15 protein-coding genes and 1 rRNA gene are annotated in these 17,514 nt (G+C 56.2%); 3 read left to right on the forward strand and 13 right to left on the reverse strand.

The window, feature by feature from the left end; genetic code table 11:
* The 5 genes from NIG5292_RS04605 to clpB form a co-directional block, all read right to left on the reverse strand.
* Nucleotides 1-448: ribosomal RNA gene (locus NIG5292_RS04605) — 16S ribosomal RNA — on the reverse strand; the annotation flags it as partial.
* Between the two features lie 637 nt (nucleotides 449-1,085).
* On the reverse strand, nucleotides 1,086-1,697 hold the full coding sequence (gene msrQ, locus NIG5292_RS04610) for a protein-methionine-sulfoxide reductase heme-binding subunit MsrQ (RefSeq protein WP_048598346.1): 612 nt from the start codon (nucleotides 1,695-1,697) through the stop codon (nucleotides 1,086-1,088).
* 6 nt (nucleotides 1,698-1,703) lie between these two features.
* A complete protein-coding gene (msrP, locus tag NIG5292_RS04615) occupies nucleotides 1,704-2,612 on the reverse strand; it encodes a protein-methionine-sulfoxide reductase catalytic subunit MsrP (protein WP_048598347.1) in 909 nt (302 codons plus the stop codon).
* 192 nt (nucleotides 2,613-2,804) lie between these two features.
* Nucleotides 2,805-4,319, reverse strand: coding sequence for an FMN-binding glutamate synthase family protein (locus NIG5292_RS04620; RefSeq protein ID WP_233488174.1), 1,515 nt, complete (start codon nucleotides 4,317-4,319; stop codon nucleotides 2,805-2,807).
* A 426-nt stretch (nucleotides 4,320-4,745) separates the two neighbouring features.
* Entirely contained in the window at nucleotides 4,746-7,361 is a 2,616-nt protein-coding gene (gene clpB, locus NIG5292_RS04625; protein ID WP_048598348.1) for an ATP-dependent chaperone ClpB, read from the reverse strand.
* Between the two features lie 254 nt (nucleotides 7,362-7,615).
* Between clpB and pyrF the strand changes: the two genes are divergently transcribed.
* Nucleotides 7,616-8,311, forward strand: a complete 696-nt coding sequence (gene pyrF / locus NIG5292_RS04630) for an orotidine-5'-phosphate decarboxylase (protein ID WP_048598349.1) — start codon at nucleotides 7,616-7,618, stop codon at nucleotides 8,309-8,311.
* A 38-nt stretch (nucleotides 8,312-8,349) separates the two neighbouring features.
* Here pyrF and NIG5292_RS04635 read toward each other — a convergent pair whose 3' ends face one another.
* The gene (locus NIG5292_RS04635; protein WP_048598350.1) at nucleotides 8,350-9,168 is read right to left on the reverse strand and encodes a DUF6473 family protein; all 819 of its coding nucleotides are present in this window, start codon (nucleotides 9,166-9,168) and stop codon (nucleotides 8,350-8,352) included.
* Nucleotides 9,169-9,325: 157 nt separating this feature from the next.
* Here NIG5292_RS04635 and NIG5292_RS04640 point away from each other — a divergent pair, with 157 nt between their 5' ends.
* Nucleotides 9,326-10,201, forward strand: coding sequence for a 3-hydroxybutyryl-CoA dehydrogenase (locus NIG5292_RS04640; RefSeq protein WP_048598351.1), 876 nt, complete (start codon nucleotides 9,326-9,328; stop codon nucleotides 10,199-10,201).
* Here the strand turns inward: NIG5292_RS04640 and NIG5292_RS04645 are convergent, their stop codons facing one another.
* From NIG5292_RS04645 to NIG5292_RS04675, 7 genes are read right to left on the reverse strand one after another with little or no spacing between them, the layout of a single operon-like run.
* A complete protein-coding gene (locus NIG5292_RS04645) occupies nucleotides 10,202-11,077 on the reverse strand; it encodes a lysophospholipid acyltransferase family protein (protein WP_048598352.1) in 876 nt (291 codons plus the stop codon). It lies immediately after the preceding gene.
* Nucleotides 11,078-11,110: 33 nt separating this feature from the next.
* Entirely contained in the window at nucleotides 11,111-11,389 is a 279-nt protein-coding gene (locus NIG5292_RS04650; RefSeq protein WP_048598353.1) for an HPr family phosphocarrier protein, read from the reverse strand.
* Nucleotides 11,386-11,790 (reverse strand): PTS sugar transporter subunit IIA, encoded by a 405-nt coding sequence (locus tag NIG5292_RS04655; RefSeq protein WP_048598354.1) that lies wholly within the window; start codon nucleotides 11,788-11,790, stop codon nucleotides 11,386-11,388. Before NIG5292_RS04655 ends, NIG5292_RS04650 begins: the two co-directional genes overlap by 4 nt.
* On the reverse strand, nucleotides 11,787-12,713 hold the full coding sequence (rapZ, locus tag NIG5292_RS04660; protein WP_048598760.1) for an RNase adapter RapZ: 927 nt from the start codon (nucleotides 12,711-12,713) through the stop codon (nucleotides 11,787-11,789). The genes NIG5292_RS04655 and rapZ overlap by 4 nt, the downstream gene beginning before the upstream one ends.
* Nucleotides 12,706-13,143 (reverse strand): HPr kinase/phosphorylase, encoded by a 438-nt coding sequence (locus NIG5292_RS14470; RefSeq protein ID WP_053084837.1) that lies wholly within the window; start codon nucleotides 13,141-13,143, stop codon nucleotides 12,706-12,708. The genes rapZ and NIG5292_RS14470 overlap by 8 nt, the downstream gene beginning before the upstream one ends.
* Nucleotides 13,144-13,191: 48 nt before the next feature.
* The gene (locus NIG5292_RS04670; RefSeq protein WP_048598355.1) at nucleotides 13,192-14,907 is read right to left on the reverse strand and encodes a sensor histidine kinase; all 1,716 of its coding nucleotides are present in this window, start codon (nucleotides 14,905-14,907) and stop codon (nucleotides 13,192-13,194) included.
* Between the two features lie 10 nt (nucleotides 14,908-14,917).
* Nucleotides 14,918-15,619 carry a response regulator transcription factor gene (locus tag NIG5292_RS04675; RefSeq protein ID WP_048598356.1) on the reverse strand — a complete coding sequence of 234 codons (702 nt, stop codon included), beginning with the start codon at nucleotides 15,617-15,619 and terminating at the stop codon, nucleotides 14,918-14,920.
* 288 nt (nucleotides 15,620-15,907) lie between these two features.
* Here NIG5292_RS04675 and NIG5292_RS04680 point away from each other — a divergent pair, with 288 nt between their 5' ends.
* Nucleotides 15,908-17,506, forward strand: a complete 1,599-nt coding sequence (locus NIG5292_RS04680; protein WP_048598357.1) for a phosphoenolpyruvate carboxykinase — start codon at nucleotides 15,908-15,910, stop codon at nucleotides 17,504-17,506.
* Nucleotides 17,507-17,514 lie beyond the last annotated feature (8 nt).

The following is a 17,514-nucleotide window of genomic DNA, read 5'->3' on the forward strand; positions in this document are numbered from 1 at the left end:
CGGGGTTTCTTTACCAGATACTGTCATTATCATCTCTGGCGAAAGTGCTTTACGACCCTAAGGCCTTCGTCACACACGCGGCATCGCTAGATCAGGGTTTCCCCCATTGTCTAAGATTCCCCACTGCTGCCTCCCGTAGGAGTCTGGGCCGTGTCTCAGTCCCAGTGTTGCTGATCATCCTCTCAAACCAGCTATAGATCGTAGACTTGGTAGGCCGTTACCCCACCAACTATCTAATCTAACGCGGGCCAATCCTTTACCGATAAATCTTTCCCCCGTAGGGCGTATACGGTATTACTCTTCGTTTCCAAAGGCTATTCCGTAGTAAAGGGTATGTTCCCACGCGTTACTAACCCGTCCGCCGCTCCCACCGAAGTGAGCGCTCGACTTGCATGTGTTAGGCGTGCCGCCAGCGTTCGTTCTGAGCCAGGATCAAACTCTCAAGTTGAAACGCATTACTGCGTATCCTTGACGTCGAACCTCTGCACATCGTCCCATTGTTCAAATGGGACAGTCATCTGTTTCATGTGCTTAAGTTACAAAAGTAACAAAAGACCACATCAAACAGTGAAGCTGACACTAAATCATCGGCCGAAGCCTATTAGCGCGATATACAGACGTTGATCCATCGAATGAACCAAACCGCCCACATATCTCTTCAAATACCAGCAATTTCAAACAACGTGAGGAACAAAAGAGACCAGATGCGCCCTAAATCATACGGCGCGCCCCGCCTCAAATACCTCTAATTTCTTCTCTAACCTCAGAACCAAGTCAGCCTCTCAGCGTCTCCCTAGCCCCTCTGGCGACCCGCGCTGCATCTCTGCGCCGCCGGTGAAGTGGGGTTTAGGTCTAACAAACAAAACACGCAACCCCCTTTTTGAAAGCATATACGTTTTTTGTGCATTTTTCTGTTTTTTCGTCTGTTTACAGATGCTTGCTTAAGAATGTTGCTAGTTTACCCAGGGGTTTGGGTAATCAAATTACCCTCCCGTTAGCGCCAATACTTTGGACAGCGGAGTTATCCACAGACCTAAGCCGGTCAAACACGAATAATCGGTCCCAAAAGCCGTGAATCGCGTGAATCAGGCGGCCACTGATTTGCGATTCTGCCGTTTAGGAATCAATCGCAGCCCCAAAAGCAGCAAAATCACCGCCATATAGGCCAGTGGTTCGATCTGAATCCCTTTTACGAGCCAAATAAAATGCGCCCCGCCCAGAATCGCGGCCCCATAGGTCAATTTATGAAGCGTCCGCCAGTTTGCCCCCATGCGCCGCACAGCCCAATTGTTAGATGTAAGCGCAAGTGGCAGCATCAATACGAACGCGGCCATACCAACAGTAATATACGTGCGCTTTAGAATATCCGCCCAGATCTGACTTAGGATCTGAACATCAAGCACCAGCCATACCAGCAGGTGCGCCAATACATATGCAAACGTCACAAGACCGATAGCGCGGCGAAACTTGATAAGGTTGATACCCGTGAAACGGCGCAGCGGTGTAATCGCCAATCCGATGATGACCAACTGCAACGCAATCTCACCGTATTCATGTTCAAGCGCCTTAATCGGCTCGGCACCCAAGCCGCCCGTCAGACCAAGATAGAAGAAGTACGGCATCGGCAGCAGGTACACAGTATACACACACCACACAGGCAGCTTGCGCGCCCAGCCATTCAGACGGTCAACAATCATGCTAGGCTAGAAGTCCTTACGAAGGTCCATGCCCGCATAAAGCGACGCAACTTCTTCTTCGTAGCCATTGAACATCAAAGTAGGCTCGCGCTTTTGAAACAGACCGCCGCCAATGACGCGGTGCGATGCCTGCGACCAACGCGGGTGATCTACGTCCGGGTTCACGTTACTGTAAAAACCGTACTCCCGTGCGTTGATCGTGTTCCAGCTTGTGGGCGGCTCGCGGTCCGTCAGGGTGATCTTCACGATCGACTTGATAGATTTGAACCCATACTTCCACGGCACCACCAAACGGATCGGCGCACCATTCTGGTTGGGCATAGGCTTGCCATAGATACCCGTCGCCATCAGCGTCAGCGGATGCATCGCCTCATCAAGGCGCAGCCCTTCAACATACGGCCACGGAATAGACGGCAGGCGCTGACCGGGCATTTCCTCGGGGCGGTACAACGTTTCAAAAGCTACGTACTTGGCATCTGACTGCACCCCTGCCTTTTGCAGAATATCGCGCAGCTCAACACCGTTCCACGGCACAACCATCGCCCATGCTTCAACACAGCGGAAACGGTAAATACGTTCCTCTATATCCAGACCATCCAGCAACTCGGCCACAGAATATGTACCGGGGTTATCGACCAGCCCATCAACCGTGATTTCCCACGGGTCCGTGGTCAGGCTACCTGCGTTGGCGGCGGGGTCGCCCTTGCCGGTGCCGAACTCGTAAAAGTTGTTGTAGCTGGTGATGTCCTCAAAGCTGTTGGGCACCAACGCATCCTGCGCAGCGAAGGCGGACCCTGCGATACTGCCCGCCACACCGGCAGCGGCCATGCCAGCCATAATCTGACGCCGGTTCCAGAACGCCGCTTCCGGTGTCACATCAGCCGCCGTTAACTTGTTCTTCCAACCATAGGCCATGAGCCGCGTCCTTCATCTGTTTGAGCCACGCGCATCATGCGCCCGCCAGCTCTTTATACTTACGAGGCGCGCCACACTGCGCAAAGCCCCCCTCACGCATTGGTGAGACCCTGTCACAAAGCCGCCCGCGTCATGTGCTCTCTCTATATATAGGTATAGAGCACCGCGCCTTCGCGCCTAGATATCTTGTTTCTATGGATGCGGCGCAGTCTGCCCTTCATCGCGGGCGGGGTAAATCGTGCTTAGCCGCTTGCTGCTGCCATCTGGTTGTACGATCCGCACATGTGACCGCCGCATCAGGCGCGGCTCGGCCACACCAACAGAATGAGCAATGGTTTCCACTTCATGAACGATGGACCGCGCATAGGCCGCGACCTTCTCGAACTTTTGCTCAACCACTAGCCCCTTTTGAAAACGCGGATCATGAGTGGTGATGCCAGTGGGGCAGGTATTCTTGTTGCACTTCAGCGACTGGATGCAGCCAAGGCTAAACATGAAGCCGCGCGCAGACGTCACAAAGTCCGCCCCTGCCGCCAAAGCCCACGCCACATCACCGGGGTTCACCAACTTACCACTGGCCACCAAGCGGATGCGTTCCTTAAGGCCCATGCGATCACGTAGCGCACTAATTAGGGGTAGTGCCTCACGAATTGGCATCCCCACCAAATCCATCAACGGCATCGGAGAGGCTCCCGTGCCGCCCTCGCCCCCATCAAGGGTGATGAAATCCGGTGCGCTATCCATCCCGCGCTCAAGAATAGCCACAAAGAATTCCTCAAGTGCGTCGGGCGAGCCGACCACAGTCTTGATCCCAACAGGCTTGCCGGTCACGGCGCGCACATGGGCAATCATGTCCAGCAGATCGTACCAGTCATCTACTTCTTCATGGCGGTTCGGGCTGATGCTGTCTTGATGCGGTTCAATCCCGCGAATGTGAGCAATCTCGTCGTTCACTTTGGCGGCGGGAAGTATGCCGCCCTTACCGGGCTTTGCCCCTTGGGCCAGCTTGATCTCGAACATCCGTACAGTCTGATGAGCGGCGACTGCGCGCAGCCGGTCATCGCTTAGCTTACCATCCTTGGTGCGCACGCCGTATTTGGCCGTGCCGATCTGAAACACAATATCCGCACCACCCGCCAGATGTTCAGGGGCCAGCGCACCTTCGCCAGTGTTCATCCAAATGCCCGCCTTAGCCGCCCCTTTTGACAGCGCCAGAACCGCCGGCTTGGAAATGGCGCCGTAGCTCATCCCAGATAGATTAAAGATGGATCGCGCCACAAAAGGCGTTGCCGCCCCTTGGCCAATGATCATCGGTTCCGAGCTTGCGAATTGGTCATCAACGGGCGGGAACGCAGCGTTCACAAAGATGGGCGTGCCGACTTCTGAAATGTTGCGGGTTGAGCCAAAGGCGACCGTGTTACTTTTGCCCTCAGATGAATGCTTGATCCAGTCGCGCTGCGCACGGTTAAAGGGCAGCTCCTCGCGGTCCATCGCAAAGAAATACTGCCGGAAGAACTCACCCAATGTGCTGAAAAGCGCACGAAACCGCCCGATCACCGGATAGTTGCGCCGCACCGCATCCTCGGTCTGCCAACGATCGCGCACGAACAACACAAGAGCCAGCGCAACAACAAAACCAATCACCGTCACAAACAACAGCGCCAAGAATTGCAGCGCGTACCCCGCCGCCCCCATAAAGCTGAACATCTCCGCACCCCTTTAAGCAAATCACCTTGCGCCCACTAAACCGCAAAGCCCGCCCAAAAGGAAACCGCATAACGCGGACGTGAGCGGGCCTTGGCGTTGCGCCCCGCCCATCAGGCCCGCCCGCTGCGGTAAGATCGCGTTAGCCGTTTTGCGCGACACTCCCCAAGCGCGCAATTTGAGAAAGCATATGGTTCAAAGCCCCGGTCGAAATCTATTCGACACCGCGAAAAGGGCACCGAACCGATCCACCGCACCGGATTTCGGGGGCTTGGCACGCCCTTCTTGCACCCTCATCTTTGGCGGCCGCCAATCTCTCTCACTCGTTACTGATAGGTTCACATCCAAACAAAAACCGCCCCAGCGTTTCGGCTGAGGCGGCTCTTTGTGCTGTCGCGCTGTCAAACCCACGCGGCCCTGAACAGCGGGTTAATGAACCACTGCATCCTCGGGCGCTTCGCGGGTAGAGGCACTGATCCGGTCGCCCACCAAAAGGCCACTCGGTCCCGCGCTGATGTGAACGGTGCTGCCGTCTACGACATCCCCAGACAACAGCATCTCAGCCAGTTGGTCTTGCAATGCACGCTGGATCACACGCTTCAAAGGCCGCGCGCCAAACACGGGGTCATACCCCTCGTCGGCAAGCCATTGTTTGGCCGCCGCGTCCAACTCAAGATTGATCTTACGCGCCGCCAAGCGTTTCAGCAGCCGCGCCATCTGAATATCGACGATCCCGTCCATGTCTTCGCGGGCCAGACGGTCAAAGATCACAGTCTCATCCAAACGGTTCAGAAACTCGGGACGGAAATGACCACGCACCGCCGCCATTACATCACGTTTGGCCGTAGATGCGTCAGCACCTTCCGGCAATTCGCTCAGCGCCTGAGAACCCAGGTTGCTGGTCAGAATAATCAGCGTTTGCTTGAAATCGACTGTGCGCCCCTGTCCGTCGGTCAACTGACCATCGTCCAGAACCTGCAACAACACGTTGAACACATCTGGGTGCGCTTTCTCAACCTCGTCAAACAGCACGACCTGATAAGGCTTGCGTCGCACGGCCTCGGTCAACACACCACCTTCGTCATAGCCAACGTACCCAGGAGGCGCCCCAATCAAACGGGCAACCGCGTGTTTTTCCATGAACTCAGACATATCGATGCGGACCATTGCGCTGTCATCGTCAAACAAGAACTCCGCAACTGCTTTGGTTAATTCGGTCTTGCCCACACCGGTTGGCCCCAGAAAGAGGAACGAACCAAGGGGGCGGTTTTCATCATTGAGCCCCGCGCGCGCACGGCGCACTGCATTAGACAACGCCTTAACCGCCGCGTGCTGACCAATGACCCTGTTTCCCAGCGCCGCTTCCATCCGAAGCAGTTTTTCGCGGTCACCCTCAAGCATTTTTGAGGTGGGGATACCGGTCCAACGCTCAACCACTTGGGCGATCTGTTCGGGGCGCACGGCCTCTTCGACCACCACGTCATCCCCTGCGGTTTCCGCCTCGGCCAGGTCTTTCTCAAGCTGCGGGATCACGCCATACGACAACTCACCTGCCTTGGCCAAATTGCCCTCACGCTTGGCGATGTCCAACTCGGCGCGCGCACGGTCGAGCTTTTCTTTAAGGACCCGCGCGCCTTCCAGCTTGTCACGCTCCGCCTGCCATGCGGTCGTCATTTGTGTGGCACGTTCCTGCACCTCGGCCAAGTCGCGCTCGAGTGTGGCAAGACGATCCTTGGACGCCTGATCGTCTTCCAAGCGCAACGCCTCGGCCTCGATCTGCATCTGCAAAATCTGACGGTCCAGCGCGTCAAGCTCCTCTGGCTTGCTGTCAACTTCCATGCGCAGCCGGCTGGCCGCCTCGTCCATCAGGTCAATCGCTTTGTCGGGCAAAAATCGGTCCGTAATGTAGCGGTGCGACAAAGTAGAGGCCGCAACAAGGGCGCTGTCTGAAATACGCACACCGTGGTGCAACTCATACTTCTCTTTGATGCCGCGCAGGATGCTGATGGTGTCCTCAACCGTGGGCTCGTTCACCGACACCGGCTGGAAACGCCGCGCAAGAGCTGCGTCTTTTTCTACGTGTTTGCGGTACTCATCAAGGGTGGTCGCACCCACACAGTGCAATTCACCACGCGCCAACGCGGGCTTGAGCAAGTTCGACGCATCCATCGCACCGTCCGCTTTGCCCGCCCCCACAAGGGTGTGCATTTCATCGATGAACAAAACCACTTCACCAGCCGCGGCCGTCACCTCGGACAGGATTGATTTCAGACGTTCTTCAAATTCACCACGGTATTTCGCACCCGCAATCAGCGCCCCCATATCAAGCGATAAAAGGCGTTTGTTGCGCAGGCTTTCGGGCACATCACCGTTGATGATACGCAGGGCCAACCCTTCGGCGATGGCGGTTTTGCCCACGCCAGGTTCACCAATCAGAACGGGGTTATTCTTTGTGCGGCGTGACAATACCTGCATCGCGCGGCGGATCTCATCATCACGTCCAATGATCGGATCAATGCGCCCCTGACGGGCGGCCTCTGTCAAATCAGAGGTGTATTTGCGCAGCGCCTCATAGGCGTCTTCGGCGCTTGCGGTATCCGCTGTGCGCCCTTTGCGTACGTCATTGATCGCACTGTTAAGCTTTTGCGCAGTGACCTTGCCGGCCTCCATCGCGGTTTTCGCGCCAGAGCGCACCATGGCCAGCGCCATCAAAACGCGCTCAACGGGCACAAAACTGTCTTTGGCTTTCTTGGCGAGGTTCTCTGCCTCAGCCAGCACGCGGGTTGTGGCACTATCAAGGTACACAGCGCTCGCGTCGCCCGTCACTTTGGGCAGCTTTGACACAGCCAGATCAGCCGCACGCGCAACCGCAGGGGCATCGCCGCCAGAGGCGCTGATCAGATTGGCGGCAAAGCCCTGATCATCATCCATCATCGCCTTCAGCAAATGTTCGGGGGTCAGCCGTTGGTGGCTTTCACGTGCAGCAATTGTTTGTGCCGCTTGCACGAAACCGCGTGCGCGTTCAGTGAACTTTTCTAAGTCCATGGGTCTCTCCTTTTGCAGCATCCCACGTAAATTTCGCACCCGCCTTTGCGGCATACATCGGTGTGGGACCTTATGCAGCTTAGATGGGGCGAATGATGCCCGCGTTCAAGTGACGGAATGCCTAAAATCCGCGCAAAGCCCCACCGCGCGGCAAGGCCAGATGCCGTTTTCGGCACACCCGCTCGCTTGCATCGCGCCCCCAAAGCAACTACCCCCGCCACAACAAAACATACGTACCAAAAGGAGCCGCACCGATGGCCGACGATAGATTGATTGTTGCGATGGATGTGCCGAACGCTTTGGCAGGCCTGAAACTGGCCGATGAGCTGGGTGACGCGGTATCATTCTATAAAATCGGGTTGGGCATGTTGACTGGTGGCGGGCTTGGCCTTGCTAACGAGTTGAAGGCAGAACGCGGCAAACGCATCTTTCTGGACATGAAACTGTTCGACATCGGCGCGACTGTTGAGGCAGCCGTGCGCGGCTTGGCGCATTTTGATCTGGATTTCCTGACTGTTCACGGTGATCCACAAGTGGTTAACGCCGCAAAACAAGGCGCTGCAGGTTCGAACACAAAAATCCTCGCGGTTACTATTTTGACCTCGCTTGATCGTGGTGACTTGGACGACTGTTTGATCAAAGACGGTCTGATCCCTGATCTGGTGACTGAACGTGCGGGCCGTGCGCTTGAAGCTGGCGCAGACGGTGTGATCGCATCCCCTCAAGAGGCGGCATTGATCCGCGCGCTGCCAATTGCAGACGACAAACTGATCGTCACCCCCGGCGTGCGCCCGACCGGCGCGGCCCTTGGGGACCAAAAGCGCGTTGCGACACCGGCATCAGCCATTCGCGACGGCGCAAACCACATCGTAGTGGGCCGTCCCATCTGGCAAGCCGAAAACCCACGCGCGGCAGCGCAAGCCATCACGGATGAGTTAGCCGCGCTCTAAACGCGACTTGCACACGTCCACCGCACAAAAGACCCGCCTTACACCATTTTGGTCAGCGCCTCTGTGACGTCGGCCGCCACAAGTTGATGCGCCGGTGCGCCCCACAACTCGGTTGCGGCGGGCTGGTCCATCTCGGTGTAGCTCATCCCTTCCAGGCGAAGTGCCGCATCATGGGATGGCAAGTCCACCTCAACGATGCCTGTCACGCTTTGGCCGATTTGCTCCATCATGGTGCGGTCCACAAAAAGCGGGTCCCCACCCAGCGGGCCAACCTGTGCCGTCATTGGTGGCTTCACCCAAAGCAGAATGACTTTTCCATCAATCTTGGCCAAAAGCGAGCGCATCCGCGCAAGCCACGCTTGCCGCAACTCATCCACAACAATCTCGTATTTCTCAGGTGCCTCGGACTGCAGCGTCGACAAAAGGTGCCGCGTAAAAGTGAACTCCGTAAAATCCGTACCGCGAAAAATGGTCTGCATCAGCATTGATGGCTTCAAAAAGCGGTCGTTGCGCCGTGGGTGCACCGAATAGAACCGGTTCGACAGGTTCGCAGCGCCCATCACCTCAAGCACCGTCACACGGGCCTTGGAACAGGCGCCCGGTACGAAGGGATCACCCAGAAACACATCGGGGCCCGCATTCACACAACCAAAATTCACGCATTGAACATTAAGGCTTTGCTCGACCAAATTCGGAAACGGTTGGGGCATGAATTTGCCGTATGTCTCTGTGCCGCCCAGAAACGCCACATAATCCGTCTCAAGCCGCTTGCGTGGTCCGCGAAACACCAGCTTCGAGCGGCCATACCTGCACGGCATGTACTCAAGGGCGGTCTGCCCCGTTGATTGAATGGTCATTACGCCACCTCTCACAATTTCACCCAAAGACACGATTCTCACAAAGGTCTTTCCAAACTGCTAACCTGCCAATTTGTTGAAAACTGTCTCAATCACGGGGTTGCGCGCACAGGCTGCTCACGACACAGTTAACGCAAACAGCATCAGAGGATCCGTTATGGATATTGAGCAGGTTGGCGTTATCGGCGCGGGGCAAATGGGCAATGGGATCGCCCATGTTTTTGCAAGCGCCGGGTATCATGTGCGGCTGAATGATGTGAGCGCAGATGCCCTTGCGGCGGCGCAGGCGTTGATTGCCAAAAACATGGACCGCCAAGTTGCAAAAGGCACGATGACAGCCGAGAACCGCGACGCAGCTTTGGGGCGCATTAGCACGACGCTTGATCTGGGCGAACTTGGGCAAAGCGATCTGATCATTGAAGCCGCCACTGAAAAAGAAGACGTGAAGAACGAGATCTTCAAGGCGCTGCAACCGCACCTGAAACCTGAGACAATTCTGACCTCAAACACGTCGTCTATTTCGATCACGCGCCTTGCAAGCCGCACAGACCGGCCCGAAAAGTTCATGGGTTTCCATTTCATGAACCCTGTGCCCGTTATGCAGCTGGTTGAGCTGATCCGCGGCATCGCCACTGACGAAGAGACATTTAAAACCTGCCACGCCGTTGTTGAGCGTCTTGGCAAAACATCCGCCACCGCAGAAGATTTTCCCGCATTCATCGTCAACCGCATCCTGATGCCGATGATCAACGAGGCGATCTATACACTGTACGAGGGCGTCGGTTCGGTCACGTCTATCGACACGTCCCTGAAGCTAGGCGCAAATCACCCGATGGGTCCGCTTGAGTTGGCCGATTTCATTGGCCTTGATACCTGCCTGTCCATCATGAACGTTCTGCACGACGGGCTGGCAGATACGAAATACCGGCCCTGCCCGCTGCTGACAAAATATGTGGAAGCGGGATGGCTGGGACGCAAAACAAAACGCGGATTTTATGATTACCGCGGCGAAACACCCGTTCCGACCCGCTGATTAGTCTGCCTTAAGGGCCAGTGTTTTCTCACGAAGCCACGCCATAAAGCCGCGCGGGTTGGCAGACCACTTCTGAATTTCTGCCGGATCAAATGGTGCGCCCACCACAGGGCTTTGCGGTTTATTAAGCGCGTGAACCACCTCGTGGATCAACAGGCCCTGCCGCAAAGTGGGCGAGATTTTATTGGCAATTTGATACATCCGGCTGTTTTGCCCGGGAAAGTAAATCGGCACCACGGCGGCTTTTGAACGTTGAATCATCTTGGCCGTAAAGGGGTTCCACTCTGCCTCAACGGCGGGGCCAAAGAACGTCTGTGAACATGACACAACGCCGGACGGGAACAGCACAATCACACCACCACCAGACAAATGCGCCATCGCTTGCTTGCGCATATCAAGGCTTTTTTGCAGGCTGTCTTCCTCATGCGGAAAGGGCACGGGGATCATGAATTCTTCGATCTCATCAACGCCCGTCAACAGCGACCGCGTCAGGATTTTATAATCTGTGCGCACGCGGCCGATCAATTCCGCCAAAATCATCCCGTCGACCAAACCGTGCGGGTGGTTGGCCACCACCACAACGGGCCCAGTGGCAGGAATGTTGGCAATTTGCTCGGCGGGCGTTTCAAGGGTGATGCCCATGTGGCGGAGCGCTTGTTTCCAAAACGCCTGACCATAGGCTGCGCCCTCACGCTCGAACCGGCGGATAAGATAGAGCAGTGGAATTTTGCCCGTCATCCACTCCATCACGTGGATTACGTTGGCTTTGAACGGATTGGTAAATGTGTTGGCATAAGACAAGCGACGCTTGTCATAGGGCACCACGTCTGCGGGCGCGCCTTGGGCTGGGGGTCTTTCTTCAAGGCGATCAACCACTGAAACGATCCTTTTTGGCAGCCCCCGCAACCACTAGAATTCTTCGCCGAACTTATCAGCGATCAGTGCTTCCAAGGCTTGCGCCGCCGCATCTGCATCAGCGCCCGAAATTTCAACATTGATAAAACTTCCTTTCGATGCTGCCAACATCAAAAGCCCCATTATGCTGTCACCTGTGGCACTAAGCCCGTCTTTACTGACCTCAACGCTTGCGGAGTGTTGCTCGACCACCTCGACAAATTTCGCAGAGGCGCGGGCATGAAGGCCCTTTTGGTTAATGATCTCGAAGGTTTTGGAAATGGTTTGGGTCATAACTCGTATCCGGTTTGGCCCACGGTTCGGGCGTCCATATATTTGCGGCCAGCATCACGGGCGCCCAAAACGGCGGCCTTCAGCGGTAAGCTGCGGGTTTTCGCGAGCTTGATCAAAAGCGGCAAATTGGCGCCATAAAGGATCATGCGGTTTGCGGGGTTGCACGCGGCCAAACTAAGGTTGGAAGGCGAGCCGCCGAACATGTCAGTGACAACAACGACGCCGTCGCCTGTATCCACTGTGTTGGCGGCGGTGCAAATCTCGGCCTCTTTGGCGATGCGGTCGTGCTCGTAACTGATCTCAACAGTGACAATTCCCGCTTGCTGACCGACCACATGTTCAACCGCGCGCAAATATTCGCGAGCCAATCCACCATGTGCAACGATCACAATGCCAATCAAGTGGATGTTCCTTTGAGGGGCAGCGAGGCGCTGCGGTGTCGGTCTAATTCGCGATGCCTAACTGACATTTCCCAGCCTTGTTGCGCAAGGGCTTTGGCCAGCATTTGTGCAACTGTGACGGAACGGTGCTGTCCGCCCGTGCAGCCAAGCGCCACCGTAAGATGTGTCTTGCCCGACGCCTTGAACGCAGGAAACAGCGTGCGCAACATACCAGTCAGGTGATCAAAGAACGGATCAAAAAGCGGGTCGGCCATGACGTAATCTTGCACCGGCACATCAAGGCCAGTGTTTTCACGCAAAGCGGGCTCCCAATGGGGGTTGCGCAAAAAGCGGCAATCAAACACCAGATCAACCCCTTGGGGCAGCCCACGTTTGTAGGCAAAGGATTGCACCGTGATCGCCAAATTCGCAGCACCACCTGTGGCGAAGGAACCGCCAAGCGTTGTGATCAATTCTTGGGCGGTTAACGTCGAGGTATCAAAGATATAATCAGCGCGCTCACGAATAGGGGCAAGCAACGCAACCTCGGCGCGGATACCAAGCAACGGCGCGTCTTGCGGCGCAAGCGGGTGGCGGCGACGGGTCTCAGAATACCGTTGGACCAGCACATCTTCGCGGGCATCCAGATAGACCACCTCGCATTGAACCCGCTTCATCAGCGCAAAAACCGCATCAACGGAAAAGTCACGGTTGCGCACATCAAGACCCAAAGCCATGCGACGCGACACAGGCGGTCCATCCAAAAGGCGCGGGATCAACGACAGCGGCATGTTGTCGATTGCCTCAAAACCTAAATCTTCCAATGCCGCGATTGCGGTCGCGCGCCCCGCTCCTGAAGGCCCCATCACCAAGACTACCGGCACGGTGTCATCAGCATTTTCCGCAATTGGCGTTTGGGTAGGCGTTGCACTTGGCTCAGACATCATCGGCAATCCCGCATTTGAGAAATTGCAGATAGGCCGCCGGTGCATAATTCGCGACCACCGCAGGAAGGGCACGGCACTTTAGCCCCAAAAATTCGGTATAGCTTGGTGCGGGCAACCGCGTGGGCGCTTTAGCATCTGGTGGTGGTGCCTGATCCAGATCGACCACGGCCATGACCTGCGCTTGCGCCACAGGATTTGCGCGCAACACACCGATACCGCGCGCCTCAATCAGGCCAGAAATATTAGGGGCCGCAGTGGCCATCAGGGCGCCATCAACATTGTGCAAGGCCGTTTGATCATCAGCCACCAATTGGGCCCCAAGCGCCATCATTCGCAGCCCAAGGGCCGACTTACCACGCCCCGCGGCACCCATAATCATGAGCGCGCGTCCATCAACAGCAACAGTGGTGGCGTGGATAAGGTCCATACCCAGCCCATAGCACGCCATCTGTTCAAATTGAAGAAAAACGCGCGGCTAAATCGGCAAGCCCACCACAAAGCGCGCACCAAGAGGATCAGAGGTGACATCCGCATCAGTCGGGCGGATATTTTCGGCCCAGATGACACCGCCGTGGGCCTCAACGATTTGCTTGGAGATTGCCAAGCCCAGACCCGAGTTATTGCCAAACTGCTGTTCGGGGCGTTCAGAATAAAAGCGTTTAAACACTTTGCTCAGCGCCTGATCGGGAATGCCGGGGCCTGTGTCTTCGACAACAATCAACACGCGATTATCACGGCGGCGGACCCAAACGCGGATAGCATCGCCCTCCTCACAAAAGGACACGGCGTTGGTGATAAGATTGACGAAAACCTGCGCCAAGCGCCCCTCAAGACCGTCGATCATGATGGGTCCCGGTGGCAGGTCCGAGACCAACTCCACCCCTTTGTCAGACGCGCTTTGGCCCAGATAATCAGACAGGTTCGAAAGCATGTTCAAAAGATCGAACGGCTCTTCTGTTTCTTTGACCAACTCACTGTCCAAGCGGGATGCGTTGGAAATGTCACTGACCAGCCGATCAAGGCGCTGCACGTCATGTTCGATCACCTCAAGCAGGCGCTCGCGTTGATCATCGCGCTTGGCCACGCGCATTGTGCCCACGGCAGAGCGCAAAGAGGCCAGCGGATTTTTGATTTCATGGGCAACATCAGCGGCGAACTGTTCATTCGCCTCAATCCGGTCATAAAGCGCGCCGACCATGCCGCGCAGCGCGCCAGACAAACGGCCAATCTCATCCGGGCGGGCGGTTAAATCGGGGATGCGCACCCGCGACGGGGCACGTTTGGACGAACTTTTGTCGCGCCCAATTTCAGCAGCTGCCGCCAGATCAGACAGCGGATTCGCGATGGCCGACGCCAACACAAAACTAAGACCGACACTGACAAAAATGGCGATCAAAAACATCTGCAACAGATTTTCACGCTCGCTTTTTACAAGCTGGTCAATCTCGCCCGCCGCACTTGCCATGCCAATGGCGCCGATGACCGCGCCGTTTTGCAGGATCGGCGTGGCGACGGTGAAAATGGTTTGCCCGCTTGCATCAATGGCGGGCACGACCACGGTTTGCCCCGCAAGCGTTTGGCCCAACAATTGCCGCACAAGGTCTTGGGAGGTCACCGTATCCGCACCAGCAGGCGCGCCGCCGATCACCCGCGCGATACCGCGCCATGCGCCCGCCAGCATATCCGTGATGAACGTCCCGCCGTCTGCAGGGTTGCCAAGAGCCGCGCTGTTGCCGCGTTCCGCGCCCAGCGACTGCGCCACAAGAACCGCTGATGGGTCAAAAACGAAAACATCCGACTGGCCGCGCAGATCAAGCTCGGCCAATGTTTTGGGCGCGTTGACACCGTCAGCAGTTGCCAAGTTTACAGGCGTACCTGCGGGCACCTGTGCCTCAAACACGTCTGCGATCAACTCAACTTCTGTCAACAAAGAGGCAGCGCGTTGAAAGGCCAAGCTGTCACGCGAGGTATTGAGGTAAAGCAGCCCCGCCACCAAAATCATCAGGCCCAACAAGTTGAAAGTGATGATTTTGCGCACCAAAGGCGAGCTGGTCAGCGCAGACAAACCCCGCCTGTCACGGCGCGCGCGCAGCTCCGTGTCGACCCCCTCTTTGGGGGCCACGAAGTCTTCACCCAAGGCGATGCTGGCCTCGCGCACTGACTTCAAGGAATGAATGTCAACGTTGCTCAACGCGGGCGCTCTATTCTTCGTTGTAGCGGTAACCGATGCCGTAAAGCGTCTCGATCGCGGCGAAATCACTGTCGGCGGTACGCATCTTTTTGCGCAGGCGTTTGATGTGACTGTCGATGGTGCGGTCGTCCACGTAGACTTGCTCGTCGTAGGCTACGTCCATCAACTGATCGCGCGATTTCACAAACCCGGGGCGTTGCGCCAAGGCTTGCAGCAACAAAAACTCGGTCACAGTGAGCGAGACATCATTGCCCTTCCATGAGACCGCATGGCGCAGCGGGTCCATGCTCAACTCACCGCGAACCATGATTTTGGTTTCTTCGGTTTCGGCAATCTCAATCCCGTCAAGCGCATCCTGCCGGCGCAATAGGGCGCGAATACGCTCTACCAAAAGGCGCTGACTGAAGGGCTTTTTGACGTAATCATCTGCCCCCATCCGCAGGCCCAGAACCTCGTCAATCTCGTCGTCCTTGGACGTCAGGAAAATGACGGGCATCGCGCTTTTTTGGCGCAAGCGCTGCAACAAATCCATCCCGTCCATGCGCGGCATTTTAATGTCGAGCACAGCCATATCAGGCATCTGTTTGTTGAACGCATCTAGGGCGGCTTGCCCGTCGTTATATGTTTGAACGTCAAAGCCTTCAGCTTCGAGCGTCATGGAGACAGACGTCAGAATATTCCGATCGTCGTCGACCAAAGCGATCTTGGACATACTACTCATCCTCAATTTTAATCGTTATTGCCTACTTTTTATAGGCAACATCACCGTTTTTGCCCTGCGAATCAACTGATATCTCGCAAACGGGGCTGACAGGTGCGGGCTGAGTAAGCGCATCACTTCCTTAAATGATGATAAACGTCGCAGATGAGAAACAGTGTTTGCGCTAAACCCAAATTGGTGGCGCTAACAGGGCAAATGCGTCCTGTTCAACTCTGGAAACGTCATGTTAAGCGCCTTGTATCCCGCGCAAATACCAGCGCCAACTCTTGGAGACTTCAAATGACACTTGGACGGGTCAACCCAAACCACACCCTCGACGCACAAGGCATCACGGGGCTTGGGCAAGTCTATTACAATTTGTTGGAACCAGCGTTAATCGAAACAGCCCTCAAGAATAACGAGGGTACTTTGGGCAAAGGTGGCGCCTTTTTGGTAAGCACCGGCAAGTTCACGGGCCGGTCGCCCAAGGACAAGCACGTTGTGCGCACAGCCTCTGTTGCCGATAGTATTTGGTGGGAGAATAACGCCGAAATGTCCGAAGCGGGCTTTGACGCGCTTTATGACGATATGCTGGCCCACATGAAGGGCCGCGATTACCACGTGCAAGATTTGTTTGGCGGATCGGATCCCGCACAGCGCCTTGATGTGCGCATGGTGACCGAGCTTGCATGGCACGGGTTGTTCATCCGCCACATGCTGCGCCGCCCCGAGCGCGCCGAGTTGGACAGCTTTGTGCCCGACTTCACCGTAATCAACTGCCCCTCATTCAAAGCGGACCCGGCCAAGCACGATTGCCGCAGTGAGACCGTGATTGCGATGAACTTCGACCGTAAAATCATCTTGATTGGCGGCACGGAATACGCGGGCGAGAACAAAAAATCTGTGTTCACATTGCTGAACTACTTGCTGCCCGAAAAAGGAATTATGCCGATGCACTGCTCGGCCAACCACGCCAAAGGCAACCCTGTCGATACGGCCGTGTTCTTTGGCTTGTCAGGCACAGGCAAGACCACATTGTCTGCCGATCCCAACCGCGTGTTGATCGGCGATGATGAGCATGGCTGGTCCGACCGCGGTACGTTCAACTTTGAGGGCGGCTGCTACGCCAAGACCATTAATTTGTCCGCCGAAGCAGAGCCAGAGATTTACGCGACCACATCTAAGTTTGGCACAGTCATCGAGAACATGGTGTTTGATCCCGAAACCAAAGAACTGGATTTCGACGATGACAGCCTGACGGCCAACATGCGCTGCGCGTACCCGCTTGAGTATATCTCGAACGCGTCCGAAACGGCCCTTGGTGGACACCCAAAAAACATCATTATGCTGACCTGTGACGCCTTTGGTGTGCTGCCTCCGATTGCGCGCCTGACACCGGCCCAAGCGATGTACCACTTCTTGTCCGGCTTCACGTCAAAAGTAGCCGGCACAGAGCGCGGCGTGACCGAGCCCGAGCCCACGTTCTCAACGTGCTTTGGCGCACCCTTCATGCCCCGCCGCCCAGAAGCCTACGGCAATTTGCTGCGCGAAAAGATTGCAAGCCACGGCGCGACGTGCTGGCTGGTAAACACCGGCTGGACCGGTGGCGCATATGGCACAGGGTCGCGGATGCCCATCAAAGCAACCCGCGCACTGTTGACTGCAGCGCTTGATGGCTCACTCAACGAAGGGACTTTCCGCAAGGATCCGAACTTTGGCTTTGACGTGCCCGTTACTGTGGCTGGCGTGGACGCGGGCCTGTTGGATCCGCGCAGCACATGGGCCGACAAAGCCGCCTATGACGCGCAAGCGCAAAAACTGGTGGATATGTTTGCCGCCAACTTTGAGCAGTACGTGCCGTTCATTGATGAAGACGTAAAAGCAGCCGCAATCGGCTAACTCATAGT

The sequence above is a fragment of the Nereida ignava genome (assembly GCF_001049735.1).
In the GTDB taxonomy this organism is placed as follows: Bacteria; Pseudomonadota; Alphaproteobacteria; order Rhodobacterales; family Rhodobacteraceae; genus Nereida; species Nereida ignava.